This is a genomic window from Bacteroidota bacterium (assembly GCA_030706745.1).
GTDB lineage: Bacteria > Bacteroidota > Ignavibacteria > Palsa-1295 > Palsa-1295 > PALSA-1295.
In genome coordinates this window covers 47,448-73,390 of the sequence record JAUZNX010000007.1, presented here as the reverse complement: position 1 = coordinate 73,390, position 25,943 = coordinate 47,448, and the positions used below count along the sequence as shown (strand labels likewise).

21 protein-coding genes are annotated in these 25,943 nt (G+C 53.5%); 10 read left to right on the top strand and 11 right to left on the bottom strand.

Annotated features, from left to right (window positions below; all coding sequences use genetic code 11):
• Positions 1-3: 3 nt before the first annotated feature.
• The 5 genes from Q8902_09640 to Q8902_09620 all read right to left on the bottom strand — a co-directional run bounded on the left by Q8902_09640 (position 4) and on the right by Q8902_09620 (position 2,450).
• Complete coding sequence (locus Q8902_09640) at positions 4-558, bottom strand: HAD family hydrolase (protein ID MDP4199822.1); 555 nt, start codon at positions 556-558, stop codon at positions 4-6.
• A gap of 363 nt (positions 559-921) precedes the next feature.
• Positions 922-1,098, bottom strand: coding sequence for a hypothetical protein (locus Q8902_09635; GenBank protein ID MDP4199821.1), 177 nt, complete (start codon positions 1,096-1,098; stop codon positions 922-924).
• Between the two features lie 122 nt (positions 1,099-1,220).
• Positions 1,221-1,652, bottom strand: a complete 432-nt coding sequence (locus tag Q8902_09630; GenBank protein MDP4199820.1) for a hypothetical protein — start codon at positions 1,650-1,652, stop codon at positions 1,221-1,223.
• Between the two features lie 2 nt (positions 1,653-1,654).
• On the bottom strand, positions 1,655-2,035 hold the full coding sequence (locus Q8902_09625; protein MDP4199819.1) for a heavy metal-associated domain-containing protein: 381 nt from the start codon (positions 2,033-2,035) through the stop codon (positions 1,655-1,657).
• 13 nt (positions 2,036-2,048) lie between these two features.
• Positions 2,049-2,450, bottom strand: coding sequence for a hypothetical protein (locus tag Q8902_09620; GenBank protein MDP4199818.1), 402 nt, complete (start codon positions 2,448-2,450; stop codon positions 2,049-2,051).
• A gap of 269 nt (positions 2,451-2,719) precedes the next feature.
• Here Q8902_09620 and Q8902_09615 point away from each other — a divergent pair, with 269 nt between their 5' ends.
• Both Q8902_09615 and Q8902_09610 read left to right on the top strand, forming a co-directional pair.
• On the top strand, positions 2,720-5,650 hold the full coding sequence (locus Q8902_09615) for a T9SS type A sorting domain-containing protein (GenBank protein MDP4199817.1): 2,931 nt from the start codon (positions 2,720-2,722) through the stop codon (positions 5,648-5,650).
• An 80-nt stretch (positions 5,651-5,730) separates the two neighbouring features.
• Positions 5,731-7,740, top strand: a complete 2,010-nt coding sequence (locus Q8902_09610; GenBank protein MDP4199816.1) for an OmpA family protein — start codon at positions 5,731-5,733, stop codon at positions 7,738-7,740.
• 20 nt (positions 7,741-7,760) lie between these two features.
• Here Q8902_09610 and Q8902_09605 read toward each other — a convergent pair whose 3' ends face one another.
• From Q8902_09605 to Q8902_09580, 6 genes are read right to left on the bottom strand one after another with little or no spacing between them, the layout of a single operon-like run.
• Complete coding sequence (locus Q8902_09605) at positions 7,761-8,681, bottom strand: FAD binding domain-containing protein (protein MDP4199815.1); 921 nt, start codon at positions 8,679-8,681, stop codon at positions 7,761-7,763.
• A complete protein-coding gene (locus tag Q8902_09600; GenBank protein ID MDP4199814.1) occupies positions 8,678-11,497 on the bottom strand; it encodes a molybdopterin-dependent oxidoreductase in 2,820 nt (939 codons plus the stop codon). Before Q8902_09600 ends, Q8902_09605 begins: the two co-directional genes overlap by 4 nt.
• Positions 11,497-12,240 carry a 3-oxoacyl-ACP reductase FabG gene (fabG, locus tag Q8902_09595; protein ID MDP4199813.1) on the bottom strand — a complete coding sequence of 248 codons (744 nt, stop codon included), beginning with the start codon at positions 12,238-12,240 and terminating at the stop codon, positions 11,497-11,499. Before fabG ends, Q8902_09600 begins: the two co-directional genes overlap by 1 nt.
• Complete coding sequence (locus tag Q8902_09590) at positions 12,233-12,730, bottom strand: hemerythrin domain-containing protein (GenBank protein ID MDP4199812.1); 498 nt, start codon at positions 12,728-12,730, stop codon at positions 12,233-12,235. The genes fabG and Q8902_09590 overlap by 8 nt, the downstream gene beginning before the upstream one ends.
• 59 nt (positions 12,731-12,789) lie before the next feature.
• A complete protein-coding gene (locus tag Q8902_09585) occupies positions 12,790-13,680 on the bottom strand; it encodes an XdhC family protein (protein ID MDP4199811.1) in 891 nt (296 codons plus the stop codon).
• Positions 13,677-14,333 (bottom strand): nucleotidyltransferase family protein, encoded by a 657-nt coding sequence (locus Q8902_09580; protein ID MDP4199810.1) that lies wholly within the window; start codon positions 14,331-14,333, stop codon positions 13,677-13,679. The genes Q8902_09585 and Q8902_09580 overlap by 4 nt, the downstream gene beginning before the upstream one ends.
• 332 nt (positions 14,334-14,665) lie before the next feature.
• On the opposite strand from Q8902_09580, the gene Q8902_09575 reads away from it, so the two are divergent.
• From Q8902_09575 to Q8902_09540, 8 genes are read left to right on the top strand one after another with little or no spacing between them, the layout of a single operon-like run.
• On the top strand, positions 14,666-15,931 hold the full coding sequence (locus Q8902_09575) for a 2-hydroxyacyl-CoA dehydratase (GenBank protein MDP4199809.1): 1,266 nt from the start codon (positions 14,666-14,668) through the stop codon (positions 15,929-15,931).
• 3 nt (positions 15,932-15,934) lie between these two features.
• On the top strand, positions 15,935-17,356 hold the full coding sequence (bcrB, locus tag Q8902_09570) for a benzoyl-CoA reductase subunit B (GenBank protein MDP4199808.1): 1,422 nt from the start codon (positions 15,935-15,937) through the stop codon (positions 17,354-17,356).
• Positions 17,353-18,795, top strand: coding sequence for a BadF/BadG/BcrA/BcrD ATPase family protein (locus Q8902_09565; GenBank protein MDP4199807.1), 1,443 nt, complete (start codon positions 17,353-17,355; stop codon positions 18,793-18,795). The genes bcrB and Q8902_09565 overlap by 4 nt, the downstream gene beginning before the upstream one ends.
• Positions 18,792-19,694 (top strand): BadF/BadG/BcrA/BcrD ATPase family protein, encoded by a 903-nt coding sequence (locus Q8902_09560; protein ID MDP4199806.1) that lies wholly within the window; start codon positions 18,792-18,794, stop codon positions 19,692-19,694. The genes Q8902_09565 and Q8902_09560 overlap by 4 nt, the downstream gene beginning before the upstream one ends.
• Before the next feature lie 2 nt (positions 19,695-19,696).
• Positions 19,697-21,496: an AMP-binding protein gene (locus Q8902_09555; protein MDP4199805.1), complete on the top strand. Its 1,800-nt coding sequence runs from the start codon at positions 19,697-19,699 to the stop codon at positions 21,494-21,496.
• 8 nt (positions 21,497-21,504) lie between these two features.
• Positions 21,505-22,743, top strand: a complete 1,239-nt coding sequence (locus Q8902_09550) for a 2-hydroxyacyl-CoA dehydratase family protein (GenBank protein MDP4199804.1) — start codon at positions 21,505-21,507, stop codon at positions 22,741-22,743.
• Entirely contained in the window at positions 22,743-24,683 is a 1,941-nt protein-coding gene (locus Q8902_09545) for a 2-dehydropantoate 2-reductase (GenBank protein MDP4199803.1), read from the top strand. Before Q8902_09550 ends, Q8902_09545 begins: the two co-directional genes overlap by 1 nt.
• Positions 24,680-25,942 carry a thiolase family protein gene (locus Q8902_09540; protein ID MDP4199802.1) on the top strand — a complete coding sequence of 421 codons (1,263 nt, stop codon included), beginning with the start codon at positions 24,680-24,682 and terminating at the stop codon, positions 25,940-25,942. The genes Q8902_09545 and Q8902_09540 overlap by 4 nt, the downstream gene beginning before the upstream one ends.
• Position 25,943 lies beyond the last annotated feature (1 nt).

Sequence of the window (25,943 nt, the reverse complement as noted above, 5' to 3'; positions counted from 1 at the left end):
CATTTACGATGACGTAAACGACAGTATGCCCTGATCTAGCTGAGCTGTAACATCCCCGTTGGTATATTGGAGATTCTGCTCTCGAAGATAACCGGAGCCGACAATTTTCATCGCCAGGCCGTCGATTGTTGCTTCGGCGCCGACGCCGGGGAGTGCCCGAAACGCTTCGACCTTCCGAGGGGATGGTTTGGGTGAGACAATTCCTCTCGCGATCGGATGTTCCGATTGCGATTCGAGAGCGGACACATAGTCGAGCAATTCTTCATCGCTGGTAAAATCATTCGATACTCGGATGACCTTCAGAATGCGAAACTGTCCTTCAGTGAGAGTCCCCGTTTTGTCGAAAACAATTGCCTGAATATTGCGGCTGGATTCGAACGCGCCTCCGTCGCGAATAAGAAGTCCGCGCTTTGCAGCTATGGATGTTGAGATTGCCACGACGAGCGGCACTGCAAGCCCAAGGGCATGAGGACAGGAGACGTCCATGACAGTCACCATACGCTCAAGAGCAAACGAAAAAGATGCGCCAACAATGAATTTCCAAACGAGAAGCGTTATGAGGCCTCCCAGGAGTGCAACAGCGGTCAGCCAATTGGCTGCGCGATCGCAAGATCCTGTGTCTGCGATTTGGATTCCTGCACATCTTTTGCCAATTTGATGACCTGTGCGGGGAATGTCTGATCGCCACGGCGATCAGGGTCATCATGCCTGGCTGCCTGTAGCGGATTTCCGAAATCAAGCCGGTCAGGAAGGGCCAACCGCCATAGAAGAAGACGAACGTGGAAAGTGCCAGGAGGAGGTAGGCGCTTTGAGCGAATTGAAAGCCAGTGACGCCAATAATCTCTTGAAATGTTTCCGATAGCAGGAGAATCGGGACGGTTGCAGAAAGGGTGATCCAGAACCTGCGCTGGAAATCAGCTATTACACCTCGATGATCATGGTGGGCGGGACCTGGACCTGCGTGAGATCCGACTCCGTGGTTGTGTCGCACTGCCCCGTGAGCATGCTGTCCGTCACTGGATGGCCTGTCAGCGGGTTGATGGCCTGTACGATCACTCCCTTCGGCCTGAGCTTGATCAGGAGAAACTGCGTGTGCAAGGGACAGGTGTCTGGCCATTACATCGTGCAATATTGCCTTAATTCTAGGAAGCCACTGCAAACATTGTTCCGCAGCTTCAAAGGCAGGCGATCTCGCCCGATCTTGATCTGTGCCGAATGGTCTATGGCTTGCGAACGACTCCAGTTTTGTCGTGCAGACTGGGGTTCTGGAGTTGGCCGCGCTTCATGGGGGTTGCCTGAACGCGGAGTCCCAACTTCGCACGCATTTTCGCTGCCATCATCGTATCGGATGCCATCACATTACACATATGTTCTGCCAGTGCGGAATCGGAACGGGCTTTACCCATCATGAGATCGCAAATGCCACCACCCGTCGTATCCATAGGCCCTTGTTGCATCATCAGTTGTTGGACCTGAAGATACATGTCACGGTCTTGCACGATCCTTTGGGCAATAATTGCGCGTGCAGTGCTATCAGCCATGAGTTCGGTCACTTGATCGCTTTTGGAGCGTTCGGGTTTATTGCAGCCGGTACCAATGGTGAGCAGAAGGAATGTCGATAATGTGCAGATGAGACTCGTTTGTCGAAGCATGGCTATTGATTCTCCTTTTTACAGCAGGCTGGTAGTGCCTTGTGGGCGGATTTGTCAGCAGAATACTTCTTAGTGCTATATCCGATTTTCGAAATCCATTGTTCGATCGTCTTTTGGGTCACGGATAGCAAATGCGATACGATAACGTTTCCAGCCACATGGTCAGCTTCAACTGAATGCACTCCCTCAAACCTGCCAAGTTTGGTCTTGATGCGATTCTCACATGACCCGCAGACCATATCGAGCACATGCACCGTGTCCGTGACCACGACGGTGTCATTGACGGGCGTTGTCGCCCGAGCGGCCGATACGAAGAATGAAAAAATACAGAAGAGAAGGATGGACGCGATTAGGATCCAGCGCCCGGCAGAAGATTGATGCATTTGGTTGCAGTACTCAGCGAGCAAATGTAGCCACAATACTGGCAGGATAATCATGCATACCACCCATTTCCATTGGGTCGTGAATCATGAATGAAAACACGCAAGTGTACGTGCCAGGCTTCGCACTTGATGGCGTCGCCGTCGCGGTGATATGATGTGTGGATTCCGAAGTCCGGTGAGCGGCGAGATTGAAACGAATAACCGAGGTATCTCCCGTCACCTTCATGTTACTGAGCATACACGGGCATCCGCAACTTAGAGCGGCCTCGACCGTGCCGGTAGTATCCATTCCGGCAAGTTGGATTTTGTCCGAAGTGAGTTGCACGCTGCCGGGCGATGTGTTCATGGGGGAAGAGCATGCAAAAAATGTGGCGGTAATAAGAACGATCGAAACAATTGCCAGAAGTGTCTTCATGTCACATTGAGAACGAATTGAACCTACACCCCAAAACGAAGTGCAATCTCTGTGCCTTGCCTTCCTATTGTTGGAAATCGCACTTCTCGTTTGATATCCCCGACAATTTTCCTTATCGGTCTCTGAAATCCTTACAGGACTCCGTTAGAGATGCGACAAATTATTGTCCTGTCCGATGAGCTCGGAAAATACAGTCAACTACTGCCGCACTTTTTTGATAATTTTGGACATGCATTAAGAGTGAGATGCACAAGCGCTTAACTTGCATTATGCTGCGAAATTTACGAGGGGTGTTTGCGATTGCGGCTTTCGCCGTGATGCTCGCGGGAGTGATCCCCTCTGTCGCGTTGGCCCAAACCATTTCCGGCATGATCAATGTGTATCAGCACGTTGTGAGTATCGATGAGTGCCGGAATACGATGACTGTTCCTGCAGCCCACACATTTGTTATAGGTGATCGAGTTCTGATTATTCAAATGGGTGGTGCAGCCATTGATGAGACAGACGCCGCGAGCTACGGTACCGTCCAAAGCGTGAATGGAGCTGGGGCTTGCGAAATTGCAGAAGTCAGCGAAATACTGGATCTCGTTACGATTCGCTTTAGGAACAAGTTAGTGAATCACTACGACGTGAGTGGGCTTGTCCAAATTGTTAAGATTCCCCAGTATACTGATGTTATCGTGCATGGACTTCTTACTGCAACCCCCTGGGACGCCACGACACAAACCGGCGGAGTGCTTATACTTGAAGCATCCGGTACACTGACGCTGCAATCGGACATCGACGCGAGCGGAATGGGTTTTGCCGGCGGCCAAACAAACGATAAGGACAACGGTAATTCGGTAACGTATTATGTTGGTCCGGATACAGGTGGCGGCGGGTACAAAGGCATGGGAATCGGGACAGAGGATTCCATGCTGCGCGATCAGGCGCGAGGCGCTCCCGCAAACGGTGGTGGTGGCGGGGATTCGCATAATGCTGGCGGTGGTGGTGGTGCGAACTTGACAAATGGCGGACAAGGTGGCGATCAATGCAGCGGCGAAGGATTTGCGAGAGCCTCAGTTGGTGGAATTGGTGGACATGGTCTTGCCGCATACTCCGGCAAAGGATTGTTCTTGGGCGGCGGCGGAGGTGGTGGACATGAGAACGATGGCGGAGGAACCGGCGGAGCCTCCGGCGGCGGGATTATCATTATTCGGGCTAAGGCGATCGTTGGTGCAGGGGGGAGCATCCGCAGCAACGGCGCGAGCGTACGTGACACTTCGAAGATCGATGGCGCGGGCGGCGGCGGAGCAGGAGGGACAGTGTTGCTCGATGTCAGTACGATAGCGGGCGCTCTGACCATCCAAGCTGATGGCGGCAATGGCGGCTATGCCGACGCGGACAGCATAAGAGGCGCGTCGTATGGGTACGGTCCCGGGGGCGGCGGAAGTGGCGGAGCAATCTACTCTGATGCGCATACAGGTTTGAGTCAAGAGACGAACGGCGGGAAGTCGGGTCTGTTGGTGAGATGTTACGATCCGTCAATCGACTATACAGCGTACGGGGCGACCGCGGGTCAAGATGGTATTACGATACCGGCCCCGTCCGCAATTCCGGAAGGGACGACTCCCTATACCTATCCAAGGGTACTCCAGGATACGATGACGATTTGTGCCGGGGATAGCGCTTCCCCGGCCGCGACGGGCGCTGACTCGTACGCGTGGACCGGCGGCACCTACGCCAATCCTTTCGATTCGGTCCAGGTCGTTTCGCCGAATACGACAACGACCTACTACGTAGCGATGAGGAAGGGTGGCTGTCCGTTCAAAGATAGTGAGACGATCATTGTGACGCCACGAACATCATCTTCGTTTAGCGGCCCGCGTACAGCATGTACTGGCAGCACTGCGACCTATGTGACAGATCCAAGCGCCGGGGTGAATCACACCTGGAGGGTCGATGGAGGAACGCCGGCAACTCTAACCGGCGATTCAGTCGTCGTAACATGGGCGGATTCTCGCATAGGTCACGTGACATTAGTGAGTTCAAATGGTTCATGCCCAGACTCGAGCACGATCGATGTTGCGCTCGGTAAGACTATTATCCCAGCAATTCTCGGGCAATCTGTTCTTTGTACCGACGTAACGGATACACTCCGAGCAGACACGATTTATGACAGGTACCAGTGGAGCACTGGCGAAACCACACCATGGATTGTCATCTCGAATGCAGGGACTTATACCCTGACCGTTTGGACCACGGGCGGATGTGAAGGAACATCCTCCGCGTTCAATATCACCGTTGCTGCGAAACCGACCGTCGACATATCGGCTTCCGCTACACAACTGCCCGACAATGGTGACTCGATCATTCTACGTGTGCCCAGCATCTTTTCGAAATATTTATGGATGTCCGGCACGCGGCAAGTTGGCACGGCAGATTCGCTCGTTGTCGATTCTGCCGGCACGTACCTGGTTTTTGTTGAAGATGTCGCTGGGTGTCAGGCTGTCGATTCGATTGAGATCATTCCGGCGGCGGCGCGCCCCGATGTATTGCTTGCATTGCCCGACTTAGACGCGGCTCCCGGCGATCATATCATGATTCCCTTGGACATTCTGAGTTCGCATCATCTTGACAGCTCGAAGGCAACATCCTATTATTGCAGGCTCCGATTCAACCGCTCGTTGCTCGAGCCGGACGATGCATGGCCCTCGGTCGATAACGGTCGGTACCGCACCATAACGATTGCAGGCCATAGGGCTGATACCCTTGTCGTCGGCAATCTCCTTCAGCTTGGGTTTCGGGTTGCACTCGGCGACACCGATCAGGATTCGATCATGCTCGACTCGGTGGTGTGGACGAATGGTCGACCAGTGACTACCAGCCTGCGGAGTGGGTTATTCCAGCTCCTCGGCGTCTGTACGGAGGGAGGAAAGCGGCTCTTTAGCGCGAACGGATATTTTGGAATTAGCTCGATTGCGCCCAATCCGACGAGTGGCAACCTCTCGATCAAGTATCATCTGATCGAGAGCGGTAAGACCTCATTTCGCATCGTCGATATGCTTGGACGTGTGGTGCGGACAGTGCTGGACGCAGAGCAGAATGCTGGTGCTTACGACGTTCAACTCGATCTCTCATCCCTGCCCTGCGGAATCTATACGACCATACTTCAATCGCCGACACAGCGGGAATGCCGAAGGATGGAGGTGTACCGGTGAGGCAATTGAGAATTACGAATGACGAATTACGAAATACGAATAACAAATTGTGGAGAAGAGTCTTATTCGTCATTTGTCATTTGTCATTCGTCATAGCCTCGATTGCCCATGCGCAAGGAGTCGACTCGGGCGCGCGGTATGGAGCGTTTCTGAACGGCGCGTTGCCGATTCAATCTGGCAACTTCCGGTATGTACCCACGTGCCCAGTATGCGGCAACGCATTCAGAACCGGGACTGGCTTTGGGTTGGATTTCGGTGCGCTCCATGCAATGCCACTCAGTTCGAAGTACTCGTTAGAATTGCGCCTTGGCTATCACGATCTTGGCGCGACGTTAAACAGCACCGAGGTCACACAAGTCATCGATCAAAACGATCAACTCGTGAACGGCACATTCGTGAACACATTGAGGACAAAGATAGGAATGATCGGACTCTCGCCATTGATCGCATACCATCCTTCGATGGCATGGCGCCTGCTTGCCGGCCCTACCATTGGATTAGTCACCTCAAAGATCTTCGAGGAGCGAGAAGAAGTCACGCAACCGAGTAATGGTGTTTTTGTTGACGGTAATGGCAACGCAGTTGGCCGTGTACGAAATGATTATTCCGGTTCGATTCCTGATGCTTCGAGATTCATGGCTGCGATCACCATCGGAAGCCAATACGAATTGCCGATGAATGCGACGGGAACAATGCATCTCGTGCCGGAGGCATTTTTCACATACGGCGTAACTCCGCTAGCGAAGGGGATGAGCTGGCGAGCAAGTTCTATCACGGCGGGTGTCTCGATTGAGTACACACCGACGAAGGTCATACCCACACTTCCTCCGCTACCTCAGCCACCTCCGGCTCCTCAACCACCTCCAGTGAAGCCAAAAATGCCATCGATTGCGGCATCACTCGAAGTCGAAGGGGTTGAAGTGGACCAGACGGTACATCCAATAAGGGAGTTGGTGATTGAAGACTACATTCGGACGCAGTACCGTCCGCTGTTGAACTACATCTTCTTCGATAAGGGGACATCGGAATTACCTGCACGTTATCACAGGATTTCAGATCAGGAGACTCGGAACTATGATTTCCATCGGTTCTCTGATCTTGAGACACTGCCACTGTATTATGAGGCACTTAATATCTACGGCCAGCGCATGCGGGCATTCCCGAAGGGCCGCTTGACGATTATCGGCTGCAATGATGGCGGCGATGAAAAAGCGATCAATGGGCTCTCGCAATCAAGGGCGAAAGCGGTGTTTGACTATCTTCACGATGTTTGGGGCATCAAGCCATCGCGTATGAAGCTTGAATATCGAACTTTGCCGGAGAAGCCATCGAGCATCAGCGATACGGGCGGATTGCAGGAAAACCGCCGCGTGGAAATCACCTCGAATCTTTGGCAGATAATGGAGCCGATCTTCACGACCGATACAGCGCATGTGCCCAAGCCGCCAATTCTGCGCGCTGAACCAAAGGAAGTTGCGGAGGCAGGTGTGGCGCGGTGGCTGGTCACGGTCCAGGATGATAAAAATGTGGCTTCGAAGACATTCACTGGCTCCGATACGGTGCAGCATACGCTTGACTGGGATTTGCAGAATGTGCCAGGCACGAGGCTAAAGAATCTTGGATCGATCCAAGCTCGATTTGAACTATCTGATCGGAGTGGACAAGAAGTACACAGTGAGCCGGTCCAATTGCCAGCGCGGCACTATACCCTGCTCGATAAGCACCACGAGGGCTCCATTGATACAATCATCTCGCGGTATAATTTGATATTGTTCGACTTTAATCGTAGCGAACTCAGTGATGCAAACGCGCGTATCTCCGCATTAGTACGATCGAGAACGACAGCGGAGTCAAAGGTCAAAGTGTTTGGGTATACAGATCGAATCGGAAGCGACGAATACAACTTCAAGCTCTCGACTTCGCGCGCGCAGGCCACGGCGCAGTCCATCTATCAAAAGAATGCCAGCGCGTACCACAGTCTTGATGTGCGTGGTCTCGGGCGATCCGTATTACTATATGATAACAGTCTGCCGGAAGGACGTTTCTACTCCCGCACGGTAACGGTGGAAGTCACCACGCCAACAAATTAATGACAAATAGGCTGGCTTCATCAGTCTTTGGTCATTGATTGGAGAACCTCCGTGAGCATCTCCTTCCGGTATGAACGGCGATAGGATAGATTGTCGATAATTTGGCTCTGCTTGAGTAGTGCGGTAGCAAGCGATCCGGCATCGTTCGTCGTAGTGTCGCGCACGACTGCCGGTGCGGGTCCGATACCACTTACCGCGACAGTCGTTGTTCCATCATGACTTTGCCGCAATGCAACTGTCAAGTTCGTAAAATCAACACTTCCGCGCGGCCGAATCTTGCGGAATAATACTCGCGGAATACTCTTAGGTATTGGTATTAGTATTCGGGTGAGAATATCTCGCTTCGAGGTCGTATGAGAAGCAAGACCATCACCTGTATAGAGCCACTCGACTGGCTTTCCCACGATGTTGTGAGCGTTTTCCTCTTCCAGGATCTCGACTTGTGCTCCGATGACGATAAGCACTGGAGCCAGATCGGAAATGAAGACCGAGTAGCAGTGCTTGGCGCTGCCGGTTGCAATGCAGACCTCTGCGCCGCATTTCAGGCAGCCGCCTGCGGCTGTCTGCCAAAACTCAGACTGATCGTAGTAAATACAACGGTTCTCGCACAGGAGATTGCCCGCGACAGTTCCACTATTGCGGATTGAGGGCGAGGCAATCGCCAGGGCCGCCTCGGTAAGAGCCAGGAAGTGCGATTGCACGGTCGCATTACTAGCCAGCTCGGCGAGGGTGGTTGCCGCACCGATCGAGAGCGTGTCGCCTTCGAGCGTAATGCCGCGAAGCTCACGGATGCCTGTGAGATCGATAAGATGAGTCGTTGCGTCCAATCCAAGCGATCGGCGCACCATGAGATCGGTACCGCCAGCAATGAACATACAATCCGTCTCACGCTTCGTGAGGAGCGCCGCTTCTGCCAGAGTCTTGGGGTGCGAGTAACTCATTCCTTTACTAATTTCTTCTTTGTGAGTGATGTCACTTTGCGGCCCTCACCGAATTTCTGGTGTTTCATCGCAGCGAGCAGGCTCTCGGATGTTATCGGCAAGGTCGTTACTCGAACTCCAACGGCATCAAATACGGCATTGGCAATGGCCGGGATCACCGGATGCAGAGCGCCCTCTCCGCATTCCTTTGCTCCGAACGGACCTTCCGGGTCCATTGTCTCAATGATATTGGTGTGGATGGGCGGCGTATCAACTGACGTCGGTATCCGATAATCGAGCAGATTCCCATTGAGCAGCAGTCCGTCGTAAAACTCCATTGCCTCACTCACGGCTTGTCCCATGCCCATGTGCCAAGAGCCTTCGAGTTGGCCTTCGACAGCAAGGCGATTGAGTGCGCGCCCGCAATCGTGCGCGCCCCAGAGATCGAGCACGCGGAGCGCGCCGCTTGTGGGATTCACCTCGACTTCCGCGATCAACGCGCCAAAACTGTACGATGGGCTCAGCCCCGCGCCAGCGCCTTTGAAATCGCCTCCCAACTTTGGCGAGATATACCAGCCGCTTGTCGCAAGCGCGCCACGATGTGCGGTCGCAATATCGATCGCCTCTTGCCAGGAGAGATCTATTCGCTGATTGGCGGATTGAATCCGGTCGTTTACGATTGTGAGGTCTGTGGCCTGGATTTCGTGTTGGCGGGCAACGGCTTCGAGAATTGTCTCTCGCATTTTCGTCGCCGCGCTCTTGGCGGCATTGCCTGCCATAAAGGTCACCCGACTCGAGTAGCTGCCCAGGTCAACAGGCGTGAACCGGGTGTCAGCGGCGTGAACGAATGTTTTTGAGAGCGAAACGCCGAGTTCTTCGGCGACCACCAGTGCTAGCATGGTATCCGAGCCTTGGCCAATATCGCTCGCACCGGAATAAATTACAACGCGGCCATCGAAATCCACTTTGAGATGGACGACGGACTGTGGCAGGTCATTCCAGATGATCGGAAGCGCGCTGCCACTGATGAAGAATCCGCATGCGACACCGATACCACGGCCATGCGGCAACTTCCCATGCTTTTCATCCCAGCCAGAGTCACGTCGGATGGTCTCAATAGCTTCGGGGAGTCCGTTGCTGGTAATTCGGTACTGCCCCAGTGTTTGTGTATTACCGGGCAGTAGATTTTGCAGTCGAAGCTCGATAGGATCGAGGCCAGCCTGGTGGGCGAGATCGTCGAGTACGACTTCCATCGCATATCGTGGATTGACCGCACCGTGGCCGCGCATCGCGCCGCAGGCCGGTTTGTTCGTGTAGACGCGCCGTGATCGGAAGCTATACTGATCGAGCGCATACGGCGCCTGGAGCAAAACTCCGTTGTAATACGTCGTGACAACTCCGAAACTGCCGTATGCGCCACCATCGATCACCACATCGGCATTGGTGCTGAGTAGCTTGCCTGCAGCATCCATAGAAGTCGTGAGCGCAATGTGGGTTGGATGACGGCCATGATTCGTCAAAAACACTTCTTCGCGACTGAGCCGCGTCCGAACGGGGCGGCAGGTTTTGATCGCAAAGTAGGAGACGATCATTTCGTGTGCGAATGGATCGCTCTTGCCGCCGAACCCGCTGCCAACGAATGGCTTAATCACGCGGACTTTCTCCAGAGGCAAATGAAGTACTTTTGCGAGTGCGCGCTGGGTGTAATGTGGCACCTGCGTAGCCGATGTCAGCGTGAGGCCGTCATGTTCATCCCAGACTGCAATGGCTGCATGTGGTTCAAGGAAGGCATGATTGATGCCAGGAAAATCAAACTCCATCGACGATGTAAAAGCCGAAGGTCGGGTCTCGTCGCGCGCTCCCAACTGCATCTCCGCTTGTTTGTGGAGATTGCATCCATGTTTAGTCGATTGCTCGTGAATGAGTCCGGCCTTGTCGGTCGGTCTTAGTGCGTCCTTCCAGTGAAAGGCGGTGGGCAGCGGTTTGTATCGGATAACGATGGTCTTGAGGGCATTACGTGCTTCTGCTTCTGTCTCGGCTGCGACTGCGGCGACGATCTCACCAATAAACCGTACCTTCTCAACCGCAATGGCCGTCTGATCCTGCGAAATGGCAAGCACTCCGAAGGTCTCGGTCAAGTCCTTACCGGTTGCCACCGCTCTTACGCCCGGCATAGCGAGAGTGGCGGTGGTGTCAATGCTCTCGATGGTGGCGTGCGGTTCGGTGGACCGCAGGAATGCACAAAAGAGCGCGTTGGGCACGATGATGTCATCGGTGAACTTTGCTTCGCCGGTCACCTTCTTGCGCGAGTCGAGCAGGGGTGTACGCTTCCCGATCACACTGCCGGCATGCGGAATTGAAGGTTGTTCTGGCTGGAATTCAGCATTCGCTGCTGCTTCGATCCCATCGATGATCTTTTGATAGCCGGTGCAACGGCAGATATTTCCCGAGATCGCCTCGGCTATTTCCGCGCGGGTGGGATGAGGGTTCGATTCTAGAAATGCTGTTGCAGTCGTTACAATGCCAGGCGTACAATATCCACACTGCAACGCGCCGTGTTCGATGAGTGCTTCCTGGACCGCGTTGAGTTTGCTGCCATTCGCGACTCCCTCGACGGTTGTGACTTCGGCCCCATCGTATCTCAGTGCCGGCGTGATGCAGCTGAGTGTTGGCTGTCCATTGACGAGGACAGTGCAGGCTCCGCAGCTTCCCTGCTCGCAGCCGATCTTTGTGCCTGTAAGTTGAGCTCTCTCGCGAAGCACCCGGGCGAGCGTCTCGTGTTCCTCAATCAGGAAGCTCCGCTCGCGGCCATTAACTCGAAGTGTCAGTGTCTGCATCAGATACCAGCTCCAATACTCTTGCCCCCGTCAACATATAGAACTTGTCCTGTCATGAACCGGCACTCGTCCGATGCAAGGAATGCAACGACCTCGGCTACGTCTTCGGGTTGCCCCATACTTCGGGTTGGCTGTGCGTTAATGAGTTTCTGTTGAACTTCTGGAGGCAGGGCGCGCGCGAGCGGTGTGTCAATCAATCCCGGAGCGACCGCGTTCACTCGCACCATGTGCGGGCCAAGTTCCAATGCGAGTGATCGTGTTAGCCCGACGATTCCGGCTTTCGAAGCAGAATAGTTGGTCTGGCCTAAATTGCCAAGCCAGGCTCTGGATGAAATGTTGATAATTGCCCCAGTCTTGCGCTCCTTCATTACCATAGCCGCTTGGCGGCACATGAGCCAGGTCCCGCGCAGGTTCACCCGAATGACCAAGTCAAATTCCTCGGGTGTCATTTTCCATATCATATGATCGCGGATGACGCCGGCGTTATTGACTAGTACGTCGATGTGACCGTATGTTGCTCGAACCCACTCGAATAGTTGTCGCACGTCATCAGCGTCGGAAATATCGCAGCGATGGAATGTGGTTCGGTCGCGGCCAATGCCTTCCACAGCAGCATCGCCGAGTTCCGCAGCCAGATCGACGATGATGACAAAGCATCCTTGTGATGCAAGCCGTTGCGCGATCGCCTCACCGATTCCCTGGGCGCCACCCGTTACGATTGCGATGCGTGCATGGTCAGCCACGTGACATTTCCTCCTCCCATTGTTTCTTTCGTTCGATTCCGAGTTCACGATCCGTATCGAGGAATTGGAAATGGATTCGTTCTCGGTCGCTATCACTCAGGACATCTTCGGCAGCGACGAATAGTTCGTCATTCTCCGCGCTGATATGATCAATGAGATCCGAAGCATATTTTTCGAATGTGGCACACGTTGTCTTCCAGTCATTGGCATTGATGGCCGCTTCCGCAGCCGCGAGCGATTCGCGGAAAAGTGCATGATGATCCTCCAGACTACCAGTCAGCATTTCAATCGCGGGATTTGCATCGGCTAACGCTGGAAACAAGATATCATCTTCCTTTTGATGATGGTAGCCATCGGCATATTCGCGAAAAAAAAGAAGAAGTGTCCGAAGTTGTTCGGCCTGACTCGCGGGATCGTCGGCGCGGAGTTCATTTTTGAGACGGTCGATCGCGACGAGAATAGTCTCATGCTCATCGTAGAGTTGTTGCAATGCTGGGGAAATCATTATTGGAAGCGGGGAAGTTGAAATTGCAGATTATGAATTACGAATTATGAATGAAGAACACACAAGCCTTCAGAAGTTTGCTCATAGTCGAGCAACTCATTCGTTATAGGTATTTTGTCCTTCGTATGTGTTGGTTTGCTCTGGTTTTTGATTGCAACCATCCCAGCCGCGATGCTTACAGCAATTTCTGCTGGGCTGCAGGCGGCGATGTCTATGCCGATGGGCATGTCGACACGATCTAGCTCCTCTTCGGTTGCCCATCCACGATCCAGGAAGAGCTTTCGGCTCACGATCACCTTGCGCTTGCTCCCAATCATCCCACAGTACTTGTATGGCTGACGAAGCACGAGCCGAAGAACTTCGCGATCGAGTGAATGACTATGAGTTGCGATGACGGCATAGGTATTCGTGTCCCAGAGCAATGATGAAAGGGCTACTTCTGGAGCTTCATTGATGAAAGTGATTCCTTGGTGGAGGCTCTCAGCCTGTCCTCGTGAGTTGGAAGCCTTCGTCACGTGGTCAATGATGCCAGGACGTCCATCGACAAGCAGAACATTAAAGTCCAGGGGTACAAGAATCGCTGCAAGAGCGCTTCCCACATGTCCTGCGCCAAAGATGACGCATTGAGCCGGGATGTCCAGGAATTGTGTGTATAGATGTACCGTACCTCCGCAACACATATTGTGATCGCGGGTAAGGTGATGCTGGAACAGCTGGCTGCTACCGCATGCTATTGTCTGTACGGCATCATCGATCGCGGCATGTTCCAGTGCGCCGCCGCCGATTGTTCCGACGATCGAACGATCTGTTCGCACCAACATTTGCGCGCCAGCCTTCAACGGAGTTGAACCTTCGGTTTTAACTATCGTGCACAGCACGCCCGGTTCGCGCCGCTCACGGAGCTGGATAATACTGTGAAGAATAGTATTCGTCACGCGGGGACCAATTCGTTCACGGACTCAGGAACAGGGAAGTACTCGCGGTATTCCGCCGGTGTATTAATGTTGATCGAAAGGAAGAAAGCTTCCTCCATCGACCCGACCCGCACTAGAGTGCGTTGAAAGGGTCGCAAAATATCTCGAAGCGTGAAATCCATACCCGTCGTGGGCGCTTCGAGAACAGCATGGCTGACTGTCTCGGAAAGTAGAAGTGGATGGCCGGCATGACCGAATACGTCGGGCGCGGCAAAATCGGTGCATTCTTCACAGCTCAGGAGCGCAGCAATTACCGATGGATTGACAAAGGGACGATCCACATCCTGCAAGAACACACTGGACTCTCCATTCCAATTGCGCAATCCGAATCGAATGGATTCCAGTCGATCGGCGGATGGATTCTCATGAAACACGTGTCGGGTTTTGAGGCTGATGGTCAGTGGATGCGCTATTGCATGCAGCACCCGCGGATCCCGGCTGGCAGACTCAGACCATACGACAATTGCGCGATCCACACCCGCGGCGCGATACGATGCTATAATATGATCGAGGAACGTCTCACCTTCAGCATAGGCTAGAAGTGCCTTCGCCGAACCCATTCGCGAAGAGGCGCCACCCGCGAGAATTACAACTTCAGATGCATGTACCGACATATTGAAGCTGATCGCTCCACTATTGTGCCGCCTTTACAGTCCGAGAGGATGCCCCATGAGATGCCCGCTCTAGCTTTGGCATTTGGTCAATGGCGAGAATTCTTCTTACTCTTATCACCCAAGAGTTAAGTTTCTTTATTGCACTCTGTAAAGTAATCTTACGAACAGTGTTAGCTTTGTCATGCTTCTCCCTTCGAAATGGAGCGCAATCGGCATCTTCTCATTCCCTATATAGAGAAGATGGCCTGTGGCAGAGTGCTTGTGCTCCAATTCCTTGTCCTGCGCCCCATACGTTCGTAATTCGCGCAGACCTGCGAGTATCTTCCACGATAATGCACCGAACATTCGAGAAGTTAATCTCGGAATGCGAGCACATCGCATTCGATCTACAATTCTCACATGCGAAAGCATGGAAACGCGCAAGTTCTGAGCGTTTCCTCGCTGGCTATCTGCCGATTTACATCCCTCGAGAAGTAATCCATGCGATGGGCGGACTCCCAGTCGGAATCATGGGTACTGGCGATCGGATGCAGATCATCAAAGGAGATGCATACTATCAGTCTTATATCTGTCATTTACCACGCGGCGTCGTGGAATTGGCGATGAGCGGTGCTTTTGCCGAGTTTGATGCATTCATCTTTCCATCGATTTGCGACGTGATCCGAAACTTGTCGGGAATGTTCCAAATCTTTAAGCCCGATGTATTCGTCAAATATCTTGACCTGCCGCAAAATTTCCTTCCGTCGGTCGGTGGTGCTTACTATCGGCGAGAAATCGAGACTACTGTTGAAGGGATATTGTCACACCGTTCAACAGTACCCTTCGAAAACGAAGTATGGGTGGAACGACTAAATCATTCTATTCGACTTTATAATGAGAATCGGGCGCTCATCGAGCGCATTGTTACAATCCGGCAAGAGTATCCCTGGCGGGTATCCGCAGTGGACTGGTACAATGTACTTCGGAGTGGGTTAGCCATGCCAGTGGAGGAGCACAATAATATTCTGTATGAGCTTGAAGCATACCTTCAGGATGATCGCGGACGTCCGCTGGACAACATCCGAGTTGTGATCAGTGGGGCATTCTGTGAGCAGCCTCCAGTTGGGCTGATCAAAACAATCGAACTGGCTGGTTGCTACATTGTAGACGATGATTTCATGCTGGGCTCGCGATGGATCGAAGGTGATATTGCTGAGGATACGAGCGACCCACTCGGGGCAATCGTCGATGCGTATCTCCAGCATTCGACGTTTTCCGCATCCCTCTATGAAGCTGCGCCAGCTAGCGGGACAAAAGTCGAACGTCTGGCGAGTCTCGTCAAAAGCCGAAAGGCGGACGGTGTGATCTTCGCCGCACCGAGCTTCTGCGATCCAGCCCTGCTCGATCGGCCTGAGCTTCAACTTGGACTCGAACGCGCTGGTGTTCGGACAATTGGATTTCAGTATAGTGAGAATACGGGCCAATTCAAGGTCATCAAGGAGGAAGTTGGCGCTTTCTCGGACTCGATCAAACTCTGGGGTTCCGGTGCTGACGGCTCGGAGCCTGACTCCCACATGTGGCTGCCGACCGTGATTGAAGATCTAACTGCAATCGCTTAATCTATGTCGAAAATAATCGCACCTCCGCCATTCTTAAAAGGCGCTGCCAAAGCTGCAGCGAAGCCCTCGGAAGTCATCAAGGAACGGAGCATGCTGCTGCAGAAGCAAATGCTCGGCGACCTTTTCCACGATCTTACCACTGCAAAAGATACCGGACGCAAAGTAGTCTATACGTTCGTGCCGGGTAATCTTTCGGAGTTGATCCTTGCATTCGATATGCTGCCGGTCTATCCGGAAATCAATGCGCTGCAATGGGGCATGCGCAAAAAATCGGGTTCGCTGATTCGCGATGCAGAGAAATATGGATATTCAGAGGATGTCTGCACATATGTGAAGTGTGACGTCGGCATGTTCCTGAATGGAAACATCGGACCGACCGGCGAGAAGCTTCCACCCCCTGACCTGCTTCTTCTGAGCTATACCGGTTGCTTCACTTTTCTGAAGTGGTTTGAGAATCTTCAGAAGCTCTATCCGGGCGTGCCAACGGCCATGCTCCACACGCCGTATGCGGCGGATGGTGTCATAACCGAGGACATGGTGACCTATATGGTACGCCAGCTCGAGGAGGACGTCATCCCTAAGATGGAAATGGTCTCCGGCAAGAAATTCAATCCCGAGAAACTCTCGAGGCATCTCGGACTTGCGAGTGAAAGTGAAGATTGGATTTCAAAGATCTTCGATCTGACGAAGATCGTACCGTCACCGATCGATGCATATTTTGCCGGTGTCTACTATATCGGCCCGATCAACGCCGGATTTCGCGGGGCCGAGAGCGCGGTTGAATATTACCATCAGTTGTATCTTGAAGTAGCCGAGCGCGCCAGAGAAGGTCGCACTCCCGTCACACCGGAAGGCGAACTAGAAGAGGAGCGATTCCGGCTCGTTGTCGAAGGACCCCCGAATTGGACCCACTTCCGCGAATTCTGGAAGCTGTTCTACGATATGGGTGCGGTAGTTGTGGCGTCTTCATATACGAAAGTCGGCGGGCTCTTCGATAATGGATTTCGTCACGATCCGGATAACCCGCTGGAAAGCCTTGCACGATATTGCATGGGGTGTTATACCAATATCAGCCTGCCGGAGCGTGTGAACCTCCTCGAAGGATTCATCAAGGACTACAAAGCCGACGGTTTCCTGATCAACTCGATCAAGAGCTGTAACTCCTTCTCCGCCGGGCAATTGCTGATCATGCGCGAACTCGAACAGCGTCTCGGCGTGCCAGTATCTTTCATCGAGTCTGATCTGGTCGATCCGCGCTACTTTTCTTACGCGAACATTAAGAATCGTCTCGATTCCTTCTTCCAGATGATGGACCAGCGAAAGCGAGTCGGTGGACGGCACCAGTTTAGTAAACCCGAACAGACTTCGTCCGGCGAGCAGTGTAGCATGATCCTACCAGTGCTTCAGCAGGAGGGTGCGCTATGAGCAGCTACTATCTTGGCATCGACTTGGGTTCGACCACTTCGAAGGCGGTCATCATCAATCAGAATGATGAGATCATTGGTCGTGGTATTACAAATACGCGAGCGAATTACGAAGTGGCCTCCGAAATCGCCCGACTGGCGGCGGTCTATAACGCTCGCTTCTCGCTACTGAAGCGAGTTCTTCACTCGGAATTAGAGGCCAACCCGGAATTGAGGCGCTATGTCGCCGATCTGGAAGATGCATTCCAGTATTTGGAATTTCGCGTCCGAGCCGACCGGCTGTATCGGCAGATGGTCTCGACGACGACCGCGTATTTTCCGATCGATCGCCAGCCACGGATCCTTGCGGCACTCGGAAACAATTTCGAAGTCGCAATTCCTGCGATCAAGCAAGAGTACCTTCACGGTAAGTTGGGTTCAAAGAACCAGTTCTTCCGAGACATCTTCTTCGAGCAGTACAATCATCGAGTTGGCAAACTGGATCCTATGCTATTCGAGCCGCTCATGACGGTCTTCGATAAGAGCATCACGCCCGTCGAGAATGAAATCCTCCCTATGGATTTCGCCGCACTGGTCCACGAAGCAATGGACATCCTGAAGGAGAAATATGCGGGATTTGCCGAACGCATTCTCCCACCGGGCGTCTCATTTGACGAGGAGCTTAATCTGCTGGCGGGCAATGTCCGCGAAGTATCCGAAACGATCAAGCGGCACATCGATCGCATTGCCGCTCAAGAGATCGCGATTGCGAACATGGTTGGTACCGGCTATGGTCGAGCGCTTCTTCCGTTTCCGAAGGAGTGCATTCGCTCCGAGATTCTCTGTCACGCCTTTGGTGCACACATCGCATTTCCGGACACGCGAACCGTTCTGGATATTGGCGGGCAGGACACGAAGGCCATCCAGGTAGACGATCAAGGGTTCGTCACGAGCTTTCAAATGAACGACCGCTGCGCTGCGGGTTGCGGGCGATATTTGGGCTATATCGCCGACGAGTTGGGAATCACTCTTAGCGAGCTCGGGGAGACAGCAACTCGCGCAACATGCGACGCGACAATCAGCTCAACATGCACCGTCTTCGCGGGCGCCGAACTTCGTGAACTGCAAAATCTGGGTGTTCCTCGTGAGGACATTTTAGGTGGCCTGCATAAAGCGATTGTGCAACGTGCGATGTCCTTGATCGCGCGTTCTGGTGGCGTCCGAAATGAGTTTACTTTTACGGGGGGTGTCGCCCGTAACCCGGCGGTGCTTAAGTATCTTCGAGGATTCATTACAGAGAATTATGGTGCCGATATTACGATGAACATCCACACGGATTCCATTTTTATGGGTGCGTTGGGTGGCGCCCGATTCGCGCGCTTAGGAGTCAATGTGGAATTGCCACGAGCGAAACGCTCGTCGGCACCAATCATGCCGACGATGGAGGAGGAAATAGGATGAGCGAGAACCGGTTCATATACACGCTCGGCATCGATGTCGGCGGCAGTGTCATCAAGGCGGTTCTCACGGAATATTCGGAGGATGATCGCGGCGTGGCACAGACACGTGTGGTCCGCCGGCGAATGGAGAAGATTCGTAAGCGTAACCCGGTCCCGGTAGCCGACGATTTAATCAAGAGTATTGCCGATGATTATGGGATTGGCCTCGATGGCGTATCCTATATCGCGTCGACGGGCGAGGGCGAAATGGTCGAACGCAAGACCGGTCACTTTTATGGAATGACCACGCACGCACGTGGAGCACACAGTTTCTGTGCAGAGGCACGGACTGTCGTCGACATGGGCGCCCTGTATGCCCGCGCAATCAAGATCGACTCGACTGGCCGAGTGCTCGATCATAAGATGACGGGTCAGTGTGCTTCTGGTTCAGGGCAATTTATCGAGAATATCTCCCGCTATCTAGGCCTTTCAATCGAAGAGGTCGGAGATATTTCGCTCCAGGCGACTAATCCCGAGCAACCCTCGGGGATCTGCGCGGTCCTGGCCGAGACGGACGTCATCAACATGGTTTCGCGGGGTATTGCGACCCAGAATATCATTAAGGGAATCCATCTTTCGGTGGCGACGCGCATTGTTCGATTGCTTTTGTCGCTCAAAGCCGAATCACCGATCGTACTGACCGGCGGGCTCGGACTGAACAAAGGCATGGTACAGGCCGTCGAAGAATTGCTCGCGAAGGATACTAAACAACAATATACTGTCCTGACGCACCCAGCGCCGATCTATGCCGGAGCAATTGGCGCATCTCTTTGGGGAGGATACCGCTATTTCCGTCTCGGACGGAATGGCCGGAACGGGACGGAGAATCGTGTTCCCACAGAGGGCGTGATGAGGGGTTAATCATGAGCGACTCAGTATCGACTATTCTCACGAACACGCAAGGTTCGCCGCTTGGTCCGGTGGTTCCAAACATTGCATCCATGCTCGAGCACAATGTTCGGCACCTTCCGCGAGGCGGGACCTTTTGCCAACTGACCCGGAATGGGTGGCAGGGTCCGAATTGGTTGAATCTTGTGGAGACCGTCTGCATGATTGCACGCGGACTTCGCGAGAACGGACTTCGTGAAGGTGAGGCCGTTGCGATCGTTTCGCAGAATCGGCTGGAGATGCTGGAACTCGAGCTGGCCGTGATGGCAAGCGGAGGAGTTGCCGTTCCGATCTTTCCGTTTTATCCTCCGGCGATGCTCGATCACCTGCTCGAGTTTTCCGGTGCGCGCATCGTCGCGGTTCAGGGAGCGGCGCAACTCCAGCGCATGTCACCGACGTCACAAATTGAGCGGCTGTTTGTATTTGATGATGTGCGAGATGTGCGATTTCCGGATTTATTGCCATTCGGATTGCTTACGGAGGGTGTCGTTCGTCAAACGGATGATGCGCATCTGGATCCATTCGATCTTTCCGCACTTTCATTCGGCGCCGATCCTGATGCGATTTGCCTGCGGCAATATACCTCGGGTACGACAGCAAAACGAAAATTAGTCGAGCTCTCCCATCGGAATATCCTTTCGCAGCAGGCGGCGCTCGAGGAAGTCTGGAATTTGAACGAGAACGATCGGCTGCTCTCGTATTTGCCATGGCATCATAGTTTCGGTGGGATTTTCGAGTTGTTTACCTCGCTCTACCGCCGCGTGCCGATGTGGCTCGAACCATCATTTGGAAAGGACCCTCGGTCGATTCTCGAACAGTGGGAGCAAATCCGCCCGACCGCATTCTTTAGTGTGCCGCGCGTCTATCAATCGCTCGTTGATCTGGTGCGTGGCGATCGTGAAGCACTCGAGGCGTTCTTCCATCCGGATTTGAAATTTGTTTTTACCGCAGCGGCTCCATTGCCGGAGTTCGTGGCGCGTGAGTTCGAACAGCATGGGGTCCGAATCATCGAAGGGTGGGGGCTTACCGAAACCTCTCCATGCTGCACGATCACCGGAGTTCAGTCGAAACGCAAATCCGGAATTGTTGGGCATCCCATACCTGGTATCGAATTGCGAATTGCATCTGATGGCGAAATCCAAGTTCATGGTCCAAATGTGATGCGCGGATATTTTGCCAACGACGAGGCCAATGCGGCCTCGTTTACCGAAGATGGATGGTTCCGAACAGGTGACATTGGGTCGCTTAGTGAGGAAGGCCTTCGGCTTATTGGCAGAAACGATCGGATCTTCAAACTATCGAATGGGGAGAAGATCGTTTCGGCTGACATCGAGCGCGCGCTGCAGGGCGCCTGTCCTTACCTGACATTTGTCGTGCTCGAAGGCCGCGGGGAGAAGTTTCCGGTGGCATTGCTCTTTCCAAATCGCGGGCTTCTTCGTGGTCAGGGCCACGAATCAGACCATCCTGCTAACGCGGGATGCGTATGTCCGCGATCGCTCGATGATCTTTCGCAGTGCTTGCATGGCTGCCTGGTAGAGGCAAACGAGACGATCACGCCGAAATTTGCGCGCGTTCCCTATGCGATCCTCGTCGATGACGAACTCTCGATCGATAGCGGTACCCTAACGCCTTCGATGAAAGTAATTCCGGACAAAGTTGTCGCTGCATATCGCTCGGCAATCGATCGTATCTATCGCAATGTCGAATCCGAGGCTACCCCTCCAATGGGCAATCACTTCGTCGTAGCACTTCAATCTTCCACGTCTGCTCATTAGGAATAACAATGGCAACCCAGGAATTGCACTCGACGCAACTGCTCAAAGAGACCATGCGGAAGTATTTCGCCCGGTTGGGCGAGTGCGAGCAGACTGGAAAGAAAGTTGCCTGGTGTACAAGTACCGGCCCGGCTGAACTATTGCGGGCGTTTGGATTCGAAGTGTATTTTCCGGAGAACCATGGTGCACTGCTTGGCGCAACCCGGCAGGCAAGCGATTTTATTCCGGTCGCTGTCAAGCAAGGATATGCTGCGGACATCTGCTCCTATCTTACCAGTGACATTGGTGCGTTCCTCGAGGGCAAAACGCCGCTAACCCAGCACTATGGCTTGAGCCATGTTCCGCGCCCAGATGTCCTGGCCGTGACGACAAATCAATGCCGAGAGGTACAGGACTGGTTCTCCTTCTACGCTCGGCATTTCAATGTTCCGCTCGTGACAGTCAATCCACCGCGGTTTGTAGATGAGGTTACATCCGAGCACGTTGCCGACGTACGGCGCCAATTTGAATCACTCATCCCGATCCTCGAACAGGTCAGCGGCGTCCATTTTGATATCGATCGGTTTCGCGAAACCGTCAGGCTCAGTAAGGAAGCGTCAGTCTTGTGGCGGTTGGTCCTTGAGACGGCAAAAACCTCACCTGCTCCACTCAACTTCTTCGATGGCTGCATTCACATGGGACCGATTGTGGTCTTGCGCGGTACTGAATACGCAGTGAGCTACTACGAAGCGCTCCTCGTCGAGGTCATGGGCCGGGTCGGCACCGGGGTTGGTGTTGCCCCGAATGAGATTTGCCGGATCTACTGGGATGGAATGCCGATCTGGGGCAAGCTGCGTGCGATCTCCAATCTGTTTCACTCCAACAATTCGGTTGTGGTTGCATCGACTTACTGCAACAGTTGGATTCTCGACACGATGGACGAGACGAACCCATTCGAATCGACCGCGCTCGCTTATACTCAAATCTTCATCAATCGGAGCGAACAAGCCAAAGAGAAAATGCTTGCCGAACTCATGGAGGAGTATCGCGTCGACGGGATCATTTACCATGATGCTCGGACCTGTTTCAACAATACGAATTCCCGGTTCGGAATGCCGCCAAGGCTGCAGGCGGTGACTGGTGTGCCCTCCCTGGTAATCGAAGGCGATCTTTGTGATTTGCGATTCTTCTCGGAAGGACAGTCCATCACCAAGATCGAAGCGTTTCTGGAACAACTGGTGGATGCCAAGCTCGGAGTGGAAGCCTGATGGAACAAACACAGATGGGCGAACCAAAACGCAAGCAGATTGCAGTCGTAGGACTGGGGCCCGTCGGCCAGATCCTCGCGGTGCACTTACAGGAAGCTGCGCAACAAGCGAATGGCGAAGAATTCGACGTATTGCTGTGCGATTTGGATAAGGCGCGGATGCACCTTATTCAAAAGGAGGGTATCGAATTGTCCGGCGTCATGCGCAAGAAGGCAACGTTCGAACATCTCTTCACGTCAGTTCGCGACTTGCTGGCCGTGAAGCCAGATATCATCGTGTTCTGTGTCAAGGCCTATCATCTCGCGGGGCTCATCCGTGAGATGGCGGACTTTCCGAGAGCAGGAACGTTGTTCATTAGCGTACAAAACGGGATCGATACCGAACTGGAATTGGCCGAGGCGTTTGGTGAATCGAACACATTTCGGATGGTGGTCAATTATGCCGGCAACCATCGAGCACCAAACGTGATCGGCGTCAGCTTCTTCAATCCACCGAATTACATCGCCTCAATCGATGACTCGAAAACCGAAGAGGCTCGCTGGTGGGCTGATCTGCTTTCGAGCGTGCATCTGGATACGCTGGCTGTCGATTCCTTCGAGATTCTCCGTCGGGTTTGGGAAAAGACAATTCTCAATTCCTCTCTGAGCGCACTTTGTGGTGTCGCTCAAATGAACATGAAGGAGGTCATGGCCCTGCCCGATATGGTCGATATCATCGAGCAGGTCATCATGGAGTCCATTGCGATTGCAAAAGCCGAAAACATTCATTTTGAAGTGAATTTCATTCGGCACTGCATGCGCTATCTCCGCAAGTCGGGAAGTCACTTTCCATCGCTTGCCGTTGATTTAATGCACAAGCGGCCAACCGAGATCGATTATCTCAACGGCAAGTTTGTCGAATACGGCAAGAAACACTATCTGCCAACGCCGATGCACCTGGCGTTCACAAATATGGTGAAGGCGATCACGCAAAAATCGTTGGCCGTTCAGGGTGCAGCTCCGGTGCGACCATCAATTCAGCGTGGTCAATTTGCACTGCCGAATATTCCGGCAGAAGCCAACGGCCAGAGTGGTAAATACTATCTCGGTGTCGATCTTGGTTCGGCTTACACGAAGATCGTCGTCATCAACGACCAGCGCGATGTCCTGTACCATGAAGTGGTCAAGACACTCACGCGAGATAAGAAACCACTTGCCAATACCCTCGATGAGGTCCGAGACCGCTTCCCGATTCACACAATTTGTGCGACCGGATATGGACGCGAGCAATTTCCCGGCGCGGACGTAACCAAGACGGAGATCCACTGTGCGGCACGTGGAGTCTTCCAACTGACAGGCGCAGGCTCCAACATCATTGATATCGGCGCCGAAGATATCAAGATCATTACTATCGATAAGAGTGGCGCCGTAAAGCATTTTTATATGAACTCGAAGTGTGCCTCTGGCACCGGCGCGTTCCTGACGGAGATGGCCGAGAAGGTCGAAATCCCGATCGACGAGATGAGTAAACTCGCCGCATTGTCTTCGACCGCAAAAGAGCTGAACAGTTTTTGTACGGTCTTTGCAAAGACCGAAGTAATGAAATGGAGCTTCGATCAAGTACCGATCGAAGATATCGCCCGAGGCGTCTATCTTTCATTAGCCAACCGTATCCATAAACTGAAGACCGATTCGGATCTTCCGATCGTGCTTGCGGGCGGTGTCATCGCTTACCATCCATTCCTCCGGACTTTGTTGGCCGAGCGATTTCAGAAGCCGGTTAGCATAGTTTCCAACCCACAGTTTTGCGTGGCATTTGGCGCGGCATTATTTGCGCAGCGCCATGCTAATATCCAGCCCGTGTCGCCGACGCAAGCGCCGACATCAGTGGCCACGGTAACCTCCTGCCCGGATGAGAAATCATCCATACCACTTCCCATCCTTACAGAAGCAACTGCATGAAGAGTTTTCATCATTCTGAGCGCGGAATCGGCATTACGTTCGATGACATCGTCCTTCTCGGAGGAGCTCGGACTCCGTTCGGAGATTTGGGCGGCTCGCTTTCGCGCATTTCACCGACAGATCTCGGTATCATTGCTTCGCGGGGTGCACTTGAACGGACCGGCACGTCCCCAGCCGATGTCGATCAGGCCATCATCGCGAATATCGGACAGGCGAGTTATGATGCGTATTTCGTAGCGCGACATATCGCACTCTATGCTGGCCTTCCAATCGGAGTCCCGGCGCTTCAAGTGCAGCGGATCTGCGCATCGGGAATTGAAACGATGGTGACCGGCGCGGAACAGATCATGCTTGGCAAGGCAGACACGGTGCTATGCTGCGGCGCCGAGAGTATGTCGCTTGCTCCGACGGCTAGCTTCGGCAATCGGATGGGCTATCACTTAGGGCAAGTCGTTTTCAAGGACATGCTTTGGGAAGCACTGGATGATACAGCAGCCGGATTCTCAATGGGGCAAACCGGTGAAAATGTTGCCGAGAAATACGGCATCCTGCGCGCAGACACGGACGCCTTTGGCAAGTGCTCACAAGACCGCGCGGCCAAGGCCCAGGAACGCGGATACTTCGCGCCTGAGATCACCGAGGTCCAATCCACAACATTTGCAGTTGAAGGATTGCAGCCACGGGCAATTCGCGTCGGTAAGAAGGGCAGCATCGTGTCGAAGGACGAGCATATTCGTGCGACGACCGCCGAAGCCCTTGCCGGGTTGCCAACATCGTTCCGGAAGGATGGTGTGCAAACGGCTGGAAACAGTGCAGCAATTGTGGATGGCGCCAGCGCGGTCATCATTAGTTCGGGCTCCAAAGCTGCTTCGCGAAATGGGTCGAAGCCGCTGGCTCGTCTCGTCGCTGCTGCAACGTGTGGCGTCGATCCAAAGTATATGGGCATCGGCCCCGTACCGGCAATTCAATTGCTCCTCGAGTTGGCTGGTCTGACTGTTTCTGATATCGGACTCTTCGAAATCAACGAAGCATTTGCGGCGCAAGTAATTGCATGCGAGCGGGTGCTCGGACTAGATCACGAGAAAGTAAACGTGAATGGTGGAGCCGTTGCGCTCGGGCATCCGCTCGCGGCGACAGGCACGCGGCTCGCGCTCACCGTTGCTCGCTCGCTGCAGGAGCGCAACGTCCGTTTCGGTATCGCCACCGCATGTATTGGCGGCGGCCAAGGCACGGCGATGCTACTCGAAAATCTCAACTAAG